Origin of the sequence: Sphaerisporangium sp. NPDC005288, from assembly GCF_040607475.1 — a bacterium.
In the GTDB taxonomy this organism is placed as follows: domain Bacteria; phylum Actinomycetota; class Actinomycetes; order Streptosporangiales; family Streptosporangiaceae; genus Sphaerisporangium; species Sphaerisporangium rhizosphaerae.
Genome location: NZ_JBEXGT010000031.1, coordinates 22,988 through 37,894, shown reverse-complemented (window position 1 = coordinate 37,894; position 14,907 = coordinate 22,988). Strand labels below are relative to the sequence as shown.

Annotated in this window: 15 protein-coding genes; 8 read left to right on the top strand and 7 right to left on the bottom strand. The window is 71.8% G+C overall.

The features are described from left to right. Positions 1–294: 294 nt before the first annotated feature. The 3 genes from ABZU32_RS26630 (at position 295) to ABZU32_RS26620 (ending at position 3,313) form a co-directional block, all read left to right on the top strand. Complete coding sequence (locus tag ABZU32_RS26630; RefSeq protein WP_354926171.1) at positions 295–1,077, top strand: IclR family transcriptional regulator; 783 nt, start codon at positions 295–297, stop codon at positions 1,075–1,077. A 284-nt stretch (positions 1,078–1,361) separates the two neighbouring features. Continuing rightward, positions 1,362–2,474: a LacI family DNA-binding transcriptional regulator gene (locus ABZU32_RS26625; protein ID WP_354926169.1), complete on the top strand. Its 1,113-nt coding sequence runs from the start codon at positions 1,362–1,364 to the stop codon at positions 2,472–2,474. Between the two features lie 479 nt (positions 2,475–2,953). Then, positions 2,954–3,313: a hypothetical protein gene (locus ABZU32_RS26620; RefSeq protein ID WP_354926167.1), complete on the top strand. Its 360-nt coding sequence runs from the start codon at positions 2,954–2,956 to the stop codon at positions 3,311–3,313. Positions 3,314–3,543: 230 nt separating this feature from the next. Here the strand turns inward: ABZU32_RS26620 and ABZU32_RS26615 are convergent, their stop codons facing one another. Beyond that, on the bottom strand, positions 3,544–3,732 hold the full coding sequence (locus ABZU32_RS26615) for a DUF397 domain-containing protein (RefSeq protein ID WP_354926165.1): 189 nt from the start codon (positions 3,730–3,732) through the stop codon (positions 3,544–3,546). Between the two features lie 18 nt (positions 3,733–3,750). Here ABZU32_RS26615 and ABZU32_RS26610 point away from each other — a divergent pair, with 18 nt between their 5' ends. Continuing rightward, on the top strand, positions 3,751–4,008 hold the full coding sequence (locus ABZU32_RS26610) for an ATP-binding protein (RefSeq protein ID WP_354926163.1): 258 nt from the start codon (positions 3,751–3,753) through the stop codon (positions 4,006–4,008). 84 nt (positions 4,009–4,092) lie between these two features. Here the strand turns inward: ABZU32_RS26610 and ABZU32_RS26605 are convergent, their stop codons facing one another. Next, a complete protein-coding gene (locus ABZU32_RS26605; protein ID WP_354851926.1) occupies positions 4,093–4,584 on the bottom strand; it encodes a MarR family transcriptional regulator in 492 nt (163 codons plus the stop codon). Between the two features lie 70 nt (positions 4,585–4,654). On the opposite strand from ABZU32_RS26605, the gene ABZU32_RS26600 reads away from it, so the two are divergent. The 3 genes from ABZU32_RS26600 (at position 4,655) to ABZU32_RS26590 (ending at position 7,466) form a co-directional block, all read left to right on the top strand. Then, on the top strand, positions 4,655–5,860 hold the full coding sequence (locus tag ABZU32_RS26600) for an MFS transporter (protein ID WP_354926161.1): 1,206 nt from the start codon (positions 4,655–4,657) through the stop codon (positions 5,858–5,860). 56 nt (positions 5,861–5,916) lie between these two features. After that, the gene (locus ABZU32_RS26595; RefSeq protein ID WP_354926159.1) at positions 5,917–6,888 is read left to right on the top strand and encodes a zinc-binding dehydrogenase; all 972 of its coding nucleotides are present in this window, start codon (positions 5,917–5,919) and stop codon (positions 6,886–6,888) included. Positions 6,889–7,031: 143 nt separating this feature from the next. Continuing rightward, positions 7,032–7,466: a nuclear transport factor 2 family protein gene (locus ABZU32_RS26590; RefSeq protein ID WP_354926157.1), complete on the top strand. Its 435-nt coding sequence runs from the start codon at positions 7,032–7,034 to the stop codon at positions 7,464–7,466. Here ABZU32_RS26590 and ABZU32_RS26585 read toward each other — a convergent pair. Next, positions 7,444–9,042 (bottom strand): MFS transporter, encoded by a 1,599-nt coding sequence (locus ABZU32_RS26585; RefSeq protein ID WP_354926155.1) that lies wholly within the window; start codon positions 9,040–9,042, stop codon positions 7,444–7,446. The two genes, ABZU32_RS26590 and ABZU32_RS26585, sit on opposite strands and share 23 nt — an antisense overlap. A 100-nt stretch (positions 9,043–9,142) precedes the next feature. Here ABZU32_RS26585 and ABZU32_RS26580 point away from each other — a divergent pair, with 100 nt between their 5' ends. After that, positions 9,143–10,132, top strand: coding sequence for an ArsR family transcriptional regulator (locus ABZU32_RS26580; RefSeq protein ID WP_354926153.1), 990 nt, complete (start codon positions 9,143–9,145; stop codon positions 10,130–10,132). Between the two features lie 67 nt (positions 10,133–10,199). Here the strand turns inward: ABZU32_RS26580 and ABZU32_RS26575 are convergent, their stop codons facing one another. From ABZU32_RS26575 to ABZU32_RS26560, 4 genes are all read right to left on the bottom strand, one after another. After that, positions 10,200–11,516: an MATE family efflux transporter gene (locus ABZU32_RS26575; RefSeq protein ID WP_354926151.1), complete on the bottom strand. Its 1,317-nt coding sequence runs from the start codon at positions 11,514–11,516 to the stop codon at positions 10,200–10,202. A 93-nt stretch (positions 11,517–11,609) separates the two neighbouring features. Then, on the bottom strand, positions 11,610–12,485 hold the full coding sequence (locus ABZU32_RS26570) for a carbohydrate ABC transporter permease (protein WP_354926148.1): 876 nt from the start codon (positions 12,483–12,485) through the stop codon (positions 11,610–11,612). Next, positions 12,482–13,369, bottom strand: coding sequence for a sugar ABC transporter permease (locus tag ABZU32_RS26565; protein WP_354851913.1), 888 nt, complete (start codon positions 13,367–13,369; stop codon positions 12,482–12,484). The genes ABZU32_RS26570 and ABZU32_RS26565 overlap by 4 nt, the downstream gene beginning before the upstream one ends. Positions 13,370–13,441: 72 nt before the next feature. Continuing rightward, positions 13,442–14,734, bottom strand: a complete 1,293-nt coding sequence (locus ABZU32_RS26560; protein ID WP_354926146.1) for an extracellular solute-binding protein — start codon at positions 14,732–14,734, stop codon at positions 13,442–13,444. Positions 14,735–14,907 lie beyond the last annotated feature (173 nt).

Sequence of the window (14,907 nt, the reverse complement as noted above, 5' to 3'; positions counted from 1 at the left end):
GAACGACGAACCACGAACCACGCACAACCCCTGCCCCGCCACCCGGCGCACCCCGGCACCCGCCACCGCGCACCCCGTCCACGGCCACCCGCACCGCCATCGGCCCCGCACACCACCGCGCAGCGTTCGGCCCACCTGGCACACGCCGCCGCGCACCCCGTCCACGGCCACCCGCACCACCATCGGCCCCGCACACCGTCGCCGCATCCCCTGCGGCCGCCCCGACATCCGCTGGTATGAGCGGCCGCGCGTACGCCTGCTGGTATAACGGTCACCGCGAGAGGGGACCTGACCATGGCGGAGGAGTACGTCCAGTCGCTGGCCCGCGGGCTCGCGGTCATCCGGGCCTTCGACGCCGCGCATCCGGAGCTCACGCTGAGTGAAGTGGCCCGTTCCACCGGCCTCACCCGCGCGGCGGCGCGCCGGTTCCTGCTCACGCTGGTCGAGCTCGGGTACGTCCGCACCGACGGCCGGCTGTTCGCGCTGTCCCCCCGGGTGCTGGAGCTCGGGTACGCCTACCTGTCCGGCCTGTCGCTGCCCGAGGTCGCCCTCCCCCACCTGGAACGGCTGGTCGCCGAGGTCCACGAGTCCGCCTCGGTCTCGGTGCTCGACGACGGCGACATCGTGTACGTGGCCCGGGTCCCGACCACGCGCATCATGCGGGTGACCATCAGCATCGGCACGCGCTTCCCCGCACACTGCACCTCGATGGGACGGGTTCTGCTCGCCTGGCTGCCGCCCGCCGACCTCGACGCCTACTTCGCCTCCGCCGACCTCGAACGGCGCACCTCCCGCACGATCACCTCCCGCGACGCGCTGGCCGCCGAACTCGAACGGGTGCGGGCCCAGGGGTGGGCCATGGTGGACCAGGAGCTGGAGGAGGGCCTGCGCTCGATCGCCGCGCCCATCCGCGACCGCGCGGGCCAGGTCGTCGCGGCCGTGAACCTCTCCTCGCACGCCAGCCGCACCACCGTGGAGTCCGCCCGCCGCGACCTGCTTCCCCCGTTGCTCGCCACCGCCGCCCGCGTCGAGGCCGACCTGCACACCACCACCGGCCCCCACCCCTCGACCCTTTGAACCCCCGCGCATCCCGGCACCATCGGACCCCAGCGGCGGCTCCCCCGAACCCGCGCGGGGGCGTCCCGCCGGACCCGCGCGGGGGTCCCCCCGGACCGGTGCGGGGGCGTCCCGCCGGACCGTGCCGGCTCCTGCCGGACCCCAGCGGCGGCGTGCCTGCGGGCGTCGGCTCCCGGGACGTCGCACCGCCCACCCTGATCGCCCTGCGGCGCCGTCACCTCCAGGTGTGACGCCCCGGTCAGAGCTCGTGACAACGTTGTCACATCGCGCTCCGATACGGAATGATGCGGAGCGTGGCAGAGACCAGGCGCGGGCGGCCCACGATGAACGACGTCGCGGCCACGGCAGGCGTCGCGCTCAAGACGGTGTCCCGCGTGGTCAACGACGAGCCGGGCGTCAACGCGGCGACCGCCGAACGGGTGCGCCAGGCCATCGAGCTGCTCGGTTACCGCCGCAACGACGGCGCCCGGGTGCTCCGGCGAGGGCGCACGGCCAGCATCGGTCTCATCATCGAGGACGTCGCCGACCCGTTCTACTCCGGCCTGAGCCGCGCCGTGGAGGATGTCGCGCTGCGCAACGGCTCCCTGGTCTTCACCGGCTCCTCAGGCGAGGACCCGCAGCGCGAGCGCGCGCTGGTGCTGGCCTTCTGCGCCCGGCGCGTCGACGGGCTGGTCATCGTGCCGGCGGGGTACGACCACGGCTACCTCGCCCCCGAGCTGGCCGCGGGCATCCGCGCCGTCTTCGCCGACCGTCCCACCGGCCCCACCCCCGAGACCGACCATCCCACCGGCCCTGCCTTCGATATCGACCGTCCCACCGGCCCCACCGCCGAGGCCGACCGCCACACCGGCCCGGCCGTCGAGGTGGACACGGTGCTGTGCGACAACGCCGGGGGCGCCGCGACGGGCGTGGCCCACCTCATCGCGCACGGCCACCGCCGCATCGCCTTCCTCGGCGACCAGGCGGCCATCTTCACCGCCCAAGAACGGCTGCGCGGCTACCGTCAGGCTCTGGAGGCCGCCGGCCTGCCGTACGACCCGTCGCTGGTCTCCATGGGCGTTCCCGAGCAGAGCCGGGTGAGCGCGGCGGTGGCGGACGCGCTGGCGCTCGGCGACCCGCCGACGGCCCTGTTCACCGGAAACGGCCAGCTCACGGTGGCCGCCCTGCGCTCACTTCCGACTCCGCGGCCGGCGATCGTGGGCTTCGACGACTTCGAGCTGGCCGACCTGCTGGACCCCGCGATCACCGTGGTGGCCCAGGACCCGATCGGCCTCGGCCGCACGGCCGCCGAGCTGCTGTTCCGCCGCCTGGCCGGCGAGAACGGCCCGGTCGAGCACATCCAGCTCCCCACCCACCTCATCCCCCGAGGCTCCGGCGAACTCCCCCCACCTGCCTGACCCGTCTTCGAGCGATGAGACCGCGACTCATCTGGCGATCAACCGCCGAATGCGTCACGGTCTGAATAGGACCCGCCGCTTCCCGGCGCTCACCACCACGGCCGGCCATCTGGATGCCTTGCCATTGCGGACCGCACGTGCCCACTGGAGTCCGAACGCCACGCGCCAGCGGCGTCGCCCACTCCGCGAGAATCGAAGGACGCAAGATGTGACGGCCGATTGGCCGGGACAATACTCGTATGGGGCGGCTACCGAAGTCACTGAACATGGGAGACATCAGCAGGGTTCTGGCATGCATCGCACTGATCGCGGCATCAGGCTCTGCGGACGTCACTCAGGGAAGACCTCCGCTCAGATGGCTCGGCGAAGGAGGCATCATCATTGGCGAAGGTATGACCACGAGCATACCCGGGCGACCCTATTTATATGGCGGTCTCCGTCTGTGCCTGGACCGACCTGGACCGATCAAAGTGAGAAATGTGCGCTTAGAGGATCCCCGAGGAGGGATACGGCTCGAAGATTTCGCACTCATTCCGCACGACGGCTCATCGAACGACGATTTCTTCGGAAACGGCGGAGATCCCGCGACCCTCCGGCACATGGGCCTGTCCGAAGGCAACCGTCAAGTCACCCAGACGTGTTCGTCCGGGCGTCCACAGGTACAGCCACGAACCGAACTGGTGCTACAGCTTTCCCACCGGACCGGCGACGTCAGTGGTCACAGCTCGGCCTTCCTCGTCGACTATGTCACCGATCAACGCGACCGGACTTTGCGGATCGCCATGGCGTACTCTTTCTGCGGCCACGATAACGATCTACCTGTCTCATGCCCGGACTGATCGCATGCAAGCCGGGGCGTCACGGCCGGCCATCACACGTTTCGACGACTTGGCACTCCCCGACCTGCCGAACCCGGCGATCACCATGGTGGCCCAGGAGCCGGCCGCACCGCCACCGAACCGCTGTTCCGCCGCCTGACCGGCGAGAACAGCCATGTCGAACGCATCCGCCTCCCCACCCACCTAATCCCCCGAGGCTTCGGCGAACTCCTTCACTAGCATGACCTCGCTTACCGGGACTTGATCCCGGCGAGGAACACTCGCCACTCCTCAGGGTTCACCACGACAACCGGCCCCCCGGCGACTTTGCTGTCTCGAACCCCCATCGTCCCGGTCGGCCCCGCAGCGACCTCTACGCACGACCCTCCATCCGACCCGGATTTCGATGACTTCCGCCACACAGCCGTGCTCCAGTCCATCTCTTCATCTCCCTCTTGATGATTCCCAAGCTCATGTGCTGGGGAATCGCCTCCACCCGCAAGGCGTCGTACCGAGTCAGTATCACGCTGGCACAGCGAGATCAGACAGTCCGGCTGACGGTCAGGGACACGGGCGCGGGCACACGGCCGAGGGTCTCCGACGACCCCTCTGGCGAGGGTGGGCGGGGGCTGTTCCTGGTGGAGCAGATCTCGCACTGCTGGGGAGTCGACGAGGACACCGACGGGCGGGCCGTCTGGTGCGAGGTCAAGTTCTGATACCAGCGTCGGTGAGCCGTCGACGCGGTCAGGGCGGAGTCGCGGGGCCCGTCGGGGGCAGGTCCGGGCGGGCGGGGCGGTGGGTCAGCGGGTGGACTCGGCTTGGATGAGCATGCGTTTGAGGAGGGCGATCAGGGTGTCCTGCTCGGCCTGGGTCAGGGGGTGGACCATGCCGTCCTCGGCGGTGCCGCGCAGTTCCATGGCGGCGTACCACCGGGCGTGCCCCTGCTCGGTGAGCTCGACGTCGACGCGCCTGCGGTCCTCGACGCCGCGCAGCCTGCGGACCAGGCCGGCGTTTTCCAGGGTCGCGAGGCGCCCGGTCATGCCGGCCGGCGAGACCATCAGCTCGGTGGCCAGCTCGGACGGCGTCGCCCGCCAGGGCTCGCCCCGGGCCACGAGGCGGTGCAGGGTCTCGAACTCGAACCCCTGAAGGCCGACCTCGGCCAGCGCGCGGTCCTTGGCGTGCGCGACGTGGCGTCCCAGGAGCTGGATGCGCGTGATGATCGCCTCGACCCGTTCGTCGAACGGCGCCTTGTCGCGCCACCGCGCCAGATGCCGATCGACGGAGTCCTCCATCCCGTAAGTATGCTACGCCGACAAGTATTTCGTTGACAAAAGATTAGCTAGCGAAATATGTTCTCGGCCCATGAGCTCACCTGTGCGCCGCCTGCTCGTCGGGCGGACGATCGCGGCCCTGGCGACCGCGCTGATCCCGACGACGCTGACCCTCGCGGTCGTCCGCGCCACCGGCTCCGCCGGCGACCTCGGGCTCGTCCTCGCCTGCGAGATGATCCCGATGCTGCTCATGCTCCCGGTCGCCGGGGTGGTCGCCGACCGCTTCCCTCCGCAGCGGGTCGTCCTCGCGGCCGACCTGGTGCGCGGCGCGGCACAGCTCGGCGTCGCGGCGGAACTGCTCGCGGGCGTGGTCCGCATCCCCGACATCGCGGTGCTGTCGGCGATCACCGGCGCGGGCCTGGCCCTCGGGACGCCCGCGGTGCGGACGCTGGTGGCGGCCGTGGTGGCCGACCAGGAGCGGCTGCGCGTGAACGCGCGCATCGGCGTGGCCCAGGGGCTCGCCCAGGTGGTTGCTCCCGCCACGGCCGGCGCGCTCGTCCTCGCTCTCGGCCCGGGCTGGTCCTCGCTGCTCACCGGCGGACTGTTCGCCGTCTCCGCGCTGACGCTCGGCGGGCTGCGCCCCGCCCGCGCCGTCCGGCGGGGCCCGCGCGGGTCGTTCCTCGCCGACCTGCGCGAAGGATGGGTGGAGACCCGCCGGCACCCGTGGTTCCTGGCCAGCGTGCTCGGCCACGGAGTATGGCACCTGGCCGCCGGTTTCCTGCTGACGCTCGGCCCGCTGATCGCCGTGCGCGATCTCGGCGGTGAGGCCTCGTGGGTGCTGATCACCCAGCTCGGCACCGTCGGCCTGCTGGTGGGCGTCTACGCCGCGCCCCGGCTGCCGGTCCGCCGCCCGCTCGCGGCCGTCGCGGTCGGCGCCGCCGCCTACGCTCTCCCCCTGGCGGCCTTCGGCCCGCCGATGCCGCTGGCGGTGGTCGCCGGAGCCTACTGCGTCGCCATGTTCGGCCTCGGCGTGCTGACCCCCCTCTGGGAGACGTCGTTGCAGCAGCGCATCCCGGAGGAGGCCCTGGGCCGCGTGGGAGCGTTCGACGGGCTCATCTCCTTCGCCGCCCGGCCACTCGGCCTGGCCGTCGCCGCGCCGGTCGCGGCCGTGACCGGCACGGCGGCGCCGCTGGTCGCCGGGGCGGTCCTGGTCGCCGCCGCCAATCTGGCCGTGCTCGCGCTGCCGGACGTGCGCCGAACGCCCGCCGAGGCGACGGCGGAGTTGACTTCACCTTGAGTTGAAGTTCGAGACTGCCCTCGGACGACGGTCGTCCCATGAGAGGGAGTGGCGGCATGCGCGCTGTACGAGTGGAGCGGTTCGGCGGCCCCGAGGTGCTGGTGGCGGCGGATGTGCCCGATCCGGTGGCGGAGCCGGGACAGGTCGTGATCGACGTCGCGGCGGCCGACACCCTGTTCGTCGAGACGCAGATCCGCTCCGGGACGGCCCGGCAGTGGTTCGCGGTCGAGCCGCCGTACGTGCCGGGCGGGGCGGTGGCCGGGCGGGTGAGCGCCACGGGCCGGGGGGTGGACGCCGCCTGGGCCGGCCGGACGGTCGCGGCCTGCACCCCGGACTCCCAGGGCGGGTACGCCGAGCGGGTGGCCGTCCCGGCGGAGGCGCTGCTCTCCGTCCCGGACGGCCTGGACCTCAGTTGGGCGGCGGCCCTCATGCACGACGGCGTGACGGGGCTCGCGGTCCTCGACGCGGCCGAGGTCGAGCCGGGTGACCGGGTGCTGGTCACGGCGGCGGCCGGCGGCATGGGCATCCTGCTCGTCCAGCTCGCGCGGGCGGCCGGGGCGCGGGTGACCGCGGCGGCGCGCGGGGAGCGCAAACTGGACCTCGCCCAGCGGATGGGCGCCGACGTCGTCGTCGACTACACCGAGCCCGGCTGGGCCGAGCACGTCCGGGAGGTGACCGGCGGCGGCCCCGACGTGGTGTTCGACGGCGCGGGCGGCCGGATCGGGCAGGCGGCGTTCGCGATCGCCGCCCCGGGCGCCCGCTTCTCGGCGCACGGCGCGGCCGGCGGCGGCTTCAGCGCGATCGATCCGGCGGAGGCGGGCCGGCGCCAGATCACCGTTCGCGGCATCCAGGACGTGCAGCTCGGTCTCGCCGAGCGGAACCGGCTGGCCGAGCGGGCCATGGCCGAGGCGGCGGCGGGCCGGCTGGAACCGGTCATCGGCCGCACCTTCCCCCTCGTCCGGGCCGCCGAGGCGCACGCGGCGATCGAGGCGCGCGAGGTCCCCGGCAAGGCTTTGCTGCTGCCCTGAGGTTCACGAGGGCGGCTTTTCCCACCGGTGGCCTGAGGTTCACGATGAGGTTGCCCAAGGGGGCGGTGGCGGGTCTTCCCGTCGGGCGGCGCCGGGGCGGGCGGAGTACCGTGACAGGTGACGCGAGGAAAAGGGGGCTCGCGATGTCCGACTCCGAGGAAGTCACCAGCCGGATGGTCGACGCGATCAACAAGCACGACCTCGGCGCGCTGACCCGCTGCTACACCGAGGACGCGTTCTACATGTCGCCCAGCGGCAAGGGCGAGGGCCGCGACGAGATCGGGTCCTTCTGGGCCCTTTTCCTGGACGCCTTCCCCGATCTCCAGCTGACCCCGTGGAACAAGATGCTCTGCGGTGACTGCGTGATCATGGAATGGATCCTCACCGGGACTCACAACGGGCCGTTCCTCATGCCCGACGGCGAGGTGATCGAAGCCACCGGGCGGGGAGTGACCATCCGCGGGTGCAGTACGCGGGCCTTCCGGAACGGCCTGATCACCATGCACTGCATCTACTACGACCAGCTGGAACTTCTCACCTGTCTCGGCGCCCGGCTCAGCCTCTCCCAACCTCGATGACCGCGGCCCCACCCTCACCGGCCTGGACGGGCGGGGCGGCGTCCGCGGGTTGATCGGACCGTGCGGGCCGTGAGGACACCGCGGTCCGTCCGGGTCCTGAAGGCTCCACGGGTTGTCCGGGTTCCGCGGGCTCTGCCGGCTCTGCGCGCTCGGGGCGGAGGTGGCGAGCGAGGGCGAGGGCCGCGAGGACGGCGGCGCCGCCGATGACCGCGATGGCGAGGTGCGCGGGGAGCAGCGAGGCGATCGCGCCCGCCAGCGCGGCGCCGAGGCCCTGCGTGGTCATCTGGCCGGAGGTGAACAGGCCGAACGCCTGGCCGAGGGCGTCCGGCGGCGCGGCGTCCACGAACCGGCGCTGGAGCCCCAGGTTGTAGGCCAGGCACGCCCCGGTCAGCACGCCGAGCGCCAGGCACCACGGAAGCGAGGGCCGCGCGGCGAAGGCGGCCAGCGGCACCCCCGAGGCCACGGCGAGCGGGAAGGAGAGCCGCTCTCGCATGGCCGGCGCGGCGAACCTGCCGACGACCAGGTCCCCGAGCGCCATCCCGACCGCGAACGCCGCGAGCACGAACCCCGCCTGGGACGGGGCGCCTCGCTCGTTGAGATAGGGGACCACGAGGGCTTCGGCGCCGGCCACGAACATCACCGGGATCCAGTTGCACAGCATCAGCGCGCGGACACGCCGGTCGGCCAGCAGCCGGCGGTTGACCCGCAGCGACGCCCGCACCGCGTTCCCCCCGGCCGCCCCCAGGTCCCGCCTTGCGTGCCCTGCCCCGTGCCGTCCGCGACCGGTCTGCGCCCCTGCGTGCCCTGCCCCGTGCCGTCCGCGACCGGTCTCCGCCCCGCCGCCACCGACCTCCGCCCCGCCGCCACTGATCTCCGTGCTCTCCGCCGACGGCCGATCCAGCACGCTTCCCGTGCCGCTCGCCGCGGTCTCGGCCCTGCTCGGCGACGATGGGACGGCGGTGGGGACGGCCGCGCGCGGCGGGTGGTCGGGCAGGCCCAGCCGCAGAAGGACGGCGCCCGCCGCGGACAGCGCGGCGGTGATCAGCAGGGCTCCCCCGGGGCCGGCCAGGGAAAGGACGGCGCCCCCGGCGGCCAGGCCGCCGATCTGCGCGCCGGCGGAGGTGATCGTGAGCACCGAGCGGCCGAGGACGTAGGAGTCCCCGGGGAGCAACTCCGGGAGCGTGGCGGTGCGCGCGGCGCCGAACACCGGGTTGAGCGTCCCGGTGACCACGACCAGCAGCAGCATCGCCCACACGGGCATCCCGCCCGAGGCCAGCGCCAGGCAGACCGCGACACGGACCAGTTCGCCCGCGATCATGAGCCGCCGGGGACGCATCCGGTCGGCCAGCGAGAGCAGGAACGTCCCGCCGAGCACGTACGGCAGGAACCCGCTCATGTAGGCGAGCGCCGACAGACCGGCCGAACCGGTCCGTCCGTACACCAGCGCGGCGAACGCCAGCATCTTGACCGTGTCGCCCGCCACCAGCAACGCGAAGCTCCCGAAGAGCACGCGGAACTCGGGCACGGCGAACACCTGGCCGAACGTCGCCCGTCGCGTGTGGTCTGTCCCGGTCACCGCCACCTCCCGCCACGATGCTGCGGCCTCCGCCAGCCCATGGCTAAGGTTTCGGAAATAACCGAAAGGTCATCGAACGGGCGTGGGAGGGGGACGTGACGTGGGGAGGGTGATCCGGGTCGAGGTCAGTTCGCAGGATGTGATGACCAGCCGGTTCGCGGTCTCGCGGCTGATCGAGACCATGCACGCCCTGTGGCTGCTGTCCGGCCGGTACGAGGCGGGGGTGCACCGGCCGTGGGTGGAGCGGCACCGGCCTGCTTACGAGCGGCTGCTGGCGCGACTGCCCGCGCTCGGAGCGCTGGTCCCGCTGTTCCGGCGGGGCGAGTACAACGCCGACTTCATCGCCCCGCCCCCGGCCGGGGTGAACGTCGCCTTCGATGACGAGCTGGCGGTGATGCGGGCCACGCCCCTCGCCCAGGCGCGCGAGGAGATCGCGAGGAACCTGCACGGCGGCCCTGCGCCCTCCCCCGAGGCGCTGGCGGTCCTCGACCGGCCCGACATCGTCCAGTTGCTGGCCGACGTGCTGCGGGCCACGTGGGAGGAGATCCTCGCGCCCGGCTGGCCGCGCTTCCAGGCGATCCTCGAACGCGACGTCGCCTACCGCGCGGGGCGCCTGGCCGCCTATGGGTGGGCGGCGGCGCTCGACGACCTCGACCCGCGGGTGCGCTGGTGCGCCGCCGACGGCCCGGGCCACATCGCGGTGCGGATGGAGGCCGCGGGGAAGGACGAGCGGCACCGGCTCGGCGGCCGGGGGCTGCTGCTGGTCCCCACCGTCTTCGGGCCGGGGGTGGGGGCGTACCTGGAGGACGCCTGGCCGTACGCGCTGGTCTACCAGGCCCGGGGCATCGCGGCGGAGCACGCTCCGCCGCGGGGGCTCACCCGGCTCATCGGCGCCACCCGGACGGCGATCCTGCTGCGGTTGCCCGCCACCACGACGCAGCTCGCCGCCCTGCTCGACATGAGCGTCGGCGGGACCGGCGACCATGTGGCGGCGCTCCGCGAGGCCGGTCTGATCACCGGCACGCGGGTGGGCCGCTCGGTGCTGTACCACCGCACCCCGCTGGGCGACGCGCTGTCCGAAGGCGCCTGACCGGCCCCCATCCCACGGCCCCGTCCCCCCGGCGTCCGTCCCCCGCCGTCCGCCGTCCGGGAGCGGGTCAGCGGATCGCGCCGAGTACGGCCCAGCGGCCGGATCGGAGACGGGCCAGCTGGGTGGTCATCCGGATCAGCAGGAAGAGCGACAACCCCGACCAGATCCCGACCAGCCCCCAGCCGAGGCTCAGCGACGCCCACACCACCGGCAGGAACCCCAGCGCCGCCGCGCACAGCGTCGCGGTGCGCATGTACGCCGCGTCCCCGGCGCCCAGCAGCACGCCGTCCAGGGCGAAGACGACGCCGCCGACCGGTTGCAGCGCGACGAAGAACCACCACGCGCGCGGCATCTCCGCCAGCACGGCCGCGTCGGCGGTGAACACGTGGGGCAGGGTGCCGGCCAGCGCGGCGAACACGACGCCGAGCACCGTCCCGAACAGGAGCCCGCAGCCGGCCACCTGCCAGGCCAGCCGGCGCGCCCGCTCCCCGTCCCGCGCGCCGAGCGCGGCCCCGACCAGCGCCTGCGCGGCGATGGCCAGCGCGTCGAGCACGAAGGCCAGGAACATCCACAGCTGGAACACCACCTGGTGGGCGCCGACCGCCGCCGTGGAGATGTGCGCGGCCACCGCGGTGGCGGACACCCAGCACGCCTGGAAGGCCAGCCCGAGCAGCACCAGGTCGCGGGCCATGCCGAGCTGGGCGCGCATCGCGGCGGGCACCGGCGCGAGCGGCACGCCCTCGCTCACCAGCGCCCGCACGAACAGGCTCGCGGAGATCAGCTGCGCGACCACGTTGGCGACGGCCGAGCCGTCGAGCCCCCACCCCAGCCCGTGCACCAGCACCGGGCACAGGACCGCGGAGATCGCGTTGCCCGTCAGGACGTAGCGCAGCGGGCGCCGCATGTCCTGCACGCCGCGCATCCAGCCGTTTCCGGCCATGGTGATCAGGATCATCGGGGCGCCGAACAGGGCGATGCGCAGCCAGCTCACCGCGGCCTCGGCCACCTGGTCGTCGCCGGCGAGCAGAAGGGCGATCGGGCCGGCGAGCAGTTGCCCGGCCACGACCAGCGCCAGCCCGGTGATCGCGCCGAGCCACGTCGCCTGCACGCCCATGGCCACGGCGTCGGCCCGGCGGCCCGCTCCGTGCAGCCGGGCCGCGCGCGCGGTCGTGCCGAAGGACAGGAACGTCATCTGGGTGGCGATCTGCGCCAGCACGATCGCGCCGACCGAGAGTCCCGCGAGCGGCACCGCGCCGAGATGGCCGACCACGGCCGTGTCGACGAGCAGATAGAGCGGCTCCGCGGCCAGGACGCCCAGGGCGGGCACGGCCAGCGTGATCAACTGCCGCAGCGTGGACCCGGCCGGGTCGGCATGCGCGGTCATGCGCCCTCCGGTAAGGATCGGCACCGGCTTTCGCCACTTACATGCCGACCCTATCCGTAAGGGTCTCTGAGCGGCAACGCCACTTACACCACGTCAGCCCTTCAGGGCGCCGGCCATGAGGCCGCGCATGAAGAAGCGGCCGAGCAGCACGTAGACGACCATCGTCGGGATCGAGGCGAGGATGGCGGCGGCCATCTGCTGGCTGTAGGGGACGGTCTGCGCGCCGGCGATGTTGTTCAGCATCACGGTCGTCGGCCAGGACGTCGGCCCGGTGAGGAACACCGCGAACAGGAAGTCGTTCCACATCGAGGTGAACTGCCAGATGATCACCACGGCGACCGCGGGCCCGGAGACGGGGATCACGATCGACCAGAAGGTGCGCAGCATCCCCGCGCCGTCGACCCTGGCCGCCTCCATGAGCTCGTCCGGGATCGTCACGTAGTAGTTGCGGAAGATCAGCGTGCAGATCGGGATGCCGTAGACGACGTGGGCCAGCACGAGCCCGGGGATGCCCCCGTACACCCCCAGATCCACCATGAGCTGGACCAGCGGGATCATCACCCCCTGGTACGGGATGAACATGCCGAACAGGAACAGCGTGAACACCACGTCGGCGCCCGGGAAGCGCCACTTGGACAGGACGAACCCGTTCATCGCCCCGAGCGCGGCCGAGATGAGCGACCCGGGGATCGCCAGCAGGAAGCTGTTGGCGATGCCCGGCTTGAGCTTGTCCCAGGCCACCTGCCACGCCTCGGTCGTCCAGACCTTCGGCAGGCTCCACGCCTGGCTCGGATCGGCCTCGGTCAGTGGCTTGAAGCTGGTGACCAGCAGGACGTAGATCGGGATCAGGAAGGCCAGGACGAAGATGAGGAGCAGCGCGAACCGCAGGTACAGCGGCCAGCGGGCCCGGCGGGCCGCCGGCGGCGCCTGGTGCCGGGTCTTGGACGGGGCCGCGACGGCCGTGCTCATGAGCGCTTCTCCCTGCGGGCGTTCCAGACGAGGTAGGGCACGACGAAGACCGCGACGGTCAGGACGATGTAGGCGGCGATCGTGGCGCCCTTGGCCGGGTCGTGGGCGTCGAAGACGGCGACCCACATGAAGACGGCGGGCACGTCGGTGATGATCTGCTTGCCGGACACCGACACGATCAGGTCGAAGACCTTGAGCGAGATGTGCCCGAGGATGATCAGGGCGGACAGGGTGACCGGCCGCAGGAACGGGAAGACGATGTAGCGGTAGACCTGCCACTCCTTGCAGCCGTCCACCCGCGCGGCCTCGCGCAGTTCGTCCGGCACACCGCGGAACCCGGCCAAGAACAATGCCATGACATATCCGGACATCTGCCAGACGGCGGGGATGGCCATCGCCGCCATCCCCCAGTCCTGGCCCCGGAACCACTCGTTCTGCAGGAACCCCAGCCCGACGGCGTCGAACAGCCGGTTCAGCCCCACCGCCTGCGCGTCCTGGCCGCTGTTCATCAGCCACCGCCACACCACGCCCGTGGCGACGAACGAGATGGCCATCGGGAACAGGTAGATGGCGCGGAAGCCGCCCTCACCTCTGATCCCCTTCTCCATCAGGAACGCCAGGAGCCAGCCGAGCGCCAGGGCGCCGCCCACGAACACGACGGTGAACACGATGGCGTGCCTGACCGAGATGCCCCAGCGCTCCTGGTCCCACAGCGAGACGAAGTTCGTCAGGCCCACGAACTTCCCGGCGGAGATCTCGTCGTGCCGGTCGGTCATGGCCAGCTTGAAGTTCCAGCCGAGCATTCCGTACACGAAGACCGCTATCGCGATGATCGACGGCGTGACCAGGAGCAGACCCGGCAGCCATCTGCGGACGCGCGACACACTTACCCCCAGCGAAGGCCCGCGCCCGCCGCGCCTGAAGAGCGACGCGGGCGCGAGCCGTAAGAGATCAACTCACTGATTGTTGGTCTTGGCGGCCTCGACCAGGGCCTGCTGCAGCTTGGCCGGGTCCTTGCTCTGCAGGAACAGGCCGACCGCCTCGGTGATGGCCGTCTTCCAGGCGTCGTTGGCGACCACGCCGTGCTGGATGGAGCCGGCCAGCTTGTCGTTCGCCCACTGGCCGAGGTCCCACTCCAGGTAGTCCTGGTAGAGGCTCTTGTCGGCGTCCTTGCGGGCCGGGATGGAGCCCTTCTTGGGGTTGAAGGCGTCCTGGCCCTCCTTGCTCGCCGCGACCTTGAGCCAGGCGAGGGCGCCGTCCTTGTTCGGCGCGCCCTTCGGCAGGGTGAAGCTGTCCGACAGCCACATGAACGTGCCGTCCGTGCCCGGCGAGGCGGCCCAGTCGAAGTCCTCCTTGGACTTCTTGCCCAGGCCCCCGTCCGGCGCGTTGTGGAAGTAGCCGTAGGCCCAGTCGCCCATGATGTTGAACGCGGCGGCGCCGTCGGCGACCTGCTTGGCGGCGGGCTGCCAGTCGTCCTGCGGCGGACCGGCGTAGGACAGGATCGTCTTGAAGTCGGTGAGCGCCTTGGTGACGTTCGGGCCCGACCAGTCGGCGCCCTTGGCCCACAGCGCGTTGTAGCCGTCGGTGCCCAGCGAGCCGAGCAGCACGCTCTCCATCAGGTGGACGACGGTCCACTCCGAGCCGATGGACAGCGGGATCTTGCCGGTCTTCTTGACGGCCTCGAGGTCGGCGATGAACTCCTCGATGGTCTTGGGCGCGGCCGAGATGCCCGCGTCCTTCAGCACCTTGGGGTTGGACCACAGAACGTTCGAGCGGTGGATGTTGACCGGGACCGAGTAGACGTTGCCCTCGTAGGTGATCTGGTCCACGAGCTGCTGCGGGAAGACGTCCTTGAGCTTGAGCTCGTCGTAGAGGGAGTTCAGCGGCTCCAGTTTGCCGGCCTTGATGTAGCCCTGCAGCTCGGCGCCCGCGTGTCCCTGGAAGGTGTCCGGCGGCTGGTTGGCCTGCAGCTTGCTGGACAGCAGCGCCCGGGCCTTGTCGCCCGAGCCGCCGGCCACGGCGGCGTCGAAGAACGACAGGTTCGGGTTCTGCCTCTGGAAGATCTCGCGCATGGCCTTCAGGCCGTCGGCCTCACCGGGGCCCGTCCACCAGGAGAAGACCTCTACCTGCTTGTTCGCGGTCTTCCCATCGGCGCCGGTGCCCTTCTCGTCACCACCGCCGCCACAGGCGGCGAGGGACAGGAGGCCTGCCACGGTCACCGCGACGGCCGACATCCAGCGTCGTCGCATTGCTCTGGTCCCTTCACGGTTCGAGGAGCTGTCGCACGTAAGCCCGCCCCCGTGTACCAGGCCCAAGGTGACAACGTTGTCAGTACGCAATCAACCCATCTCACAACCCGCACCGTCAAGGGTGTGCGAATAACGTCTCCATATAGCGGCCCCGCCACCGCGCGAACCACACG

Bases quoted from the DNA above. Each gene is read 5' to 3' on its own strand.
- ABZU32_RS26630 (WP_354926171.1), top strand. From the start codon at position 295: ATGGCGGAGGAGTACGTCCAGTCGCTGGCCCGCGGGCTCGCGGTCATC.
- ABZU32_RS26595 (WP_354926159.1), top strand. From the start codon at position 5,917: ATGCGCGCTGTACGAGTGGAGCGGTTCGGCGGCCCCGAGGTGCTGGTG.
- ABZU32_RS26610 (WP_354926163.1), top strand. From the start codon at position 3,751: ATGATTCCCAAGCTCATGTGCTGGGGAATCGCCTCCACCCGCAAGGCG.
- ABZU32_RS26560 (WP_354926146.1), bottom strand. From the start codon at position 14,734: ATGCGACGACGCTGGATGTCGGCCGTCGCGGTGACCGTGGCAGGCCTC.
- ABZU32_RS26590 (WP_354926157.1), top strand. From the start codon at position 7,032: ATGTCCGACTCCGAGGAAGTCACCAGCCGGATGGTCGACGCGATCAAC.
- ABZU32_RS26625 (WP_354926169.1), top strand. From the start codon at position 1,362: ATGCGGAGCGTGGCAGAGACCAGGCGCGGGCGGCCCACGATGAACGAC.
- ABZU32_RS26615 (WP_354926165.1), bottom strand. From the start codon at position 3,732: ATGGACTGGAGCACGGCTGTGTGGCGGAAGTCATCGAAATCCGGGTCG.
- ABZU32_RS26575 (WP_354926151.1), bottom strand. From the start codon at position 11,516: ATGACCGCGCATGCCGACCCGGCCGGGTCCACGCTGCGGCAGTTGATC.
- ABZU32_RS26570 (WP_354926148.1), bottom strand. From the start codon at position 12,485: ATGAGCACGGCCGTCGCGGCCCCGTCCAAGACCCGGCACCAGGCGCCG.
- ABZU32_RS26600 (WP_354926161.1), top strand. From the start codon at position 4,655: ATGAGCTCACCTGTGCGCCGCCTGCTCGTCGGGCGGACGATCGCGGCC.
- ABZU32_RS26605 (WP_354851926.1), bottom strand. From the start codon at position 4,584: ATGGAGGACTCCGTCGATCGGCATCTGGCGCGGTGGCGCGACAAGGCG.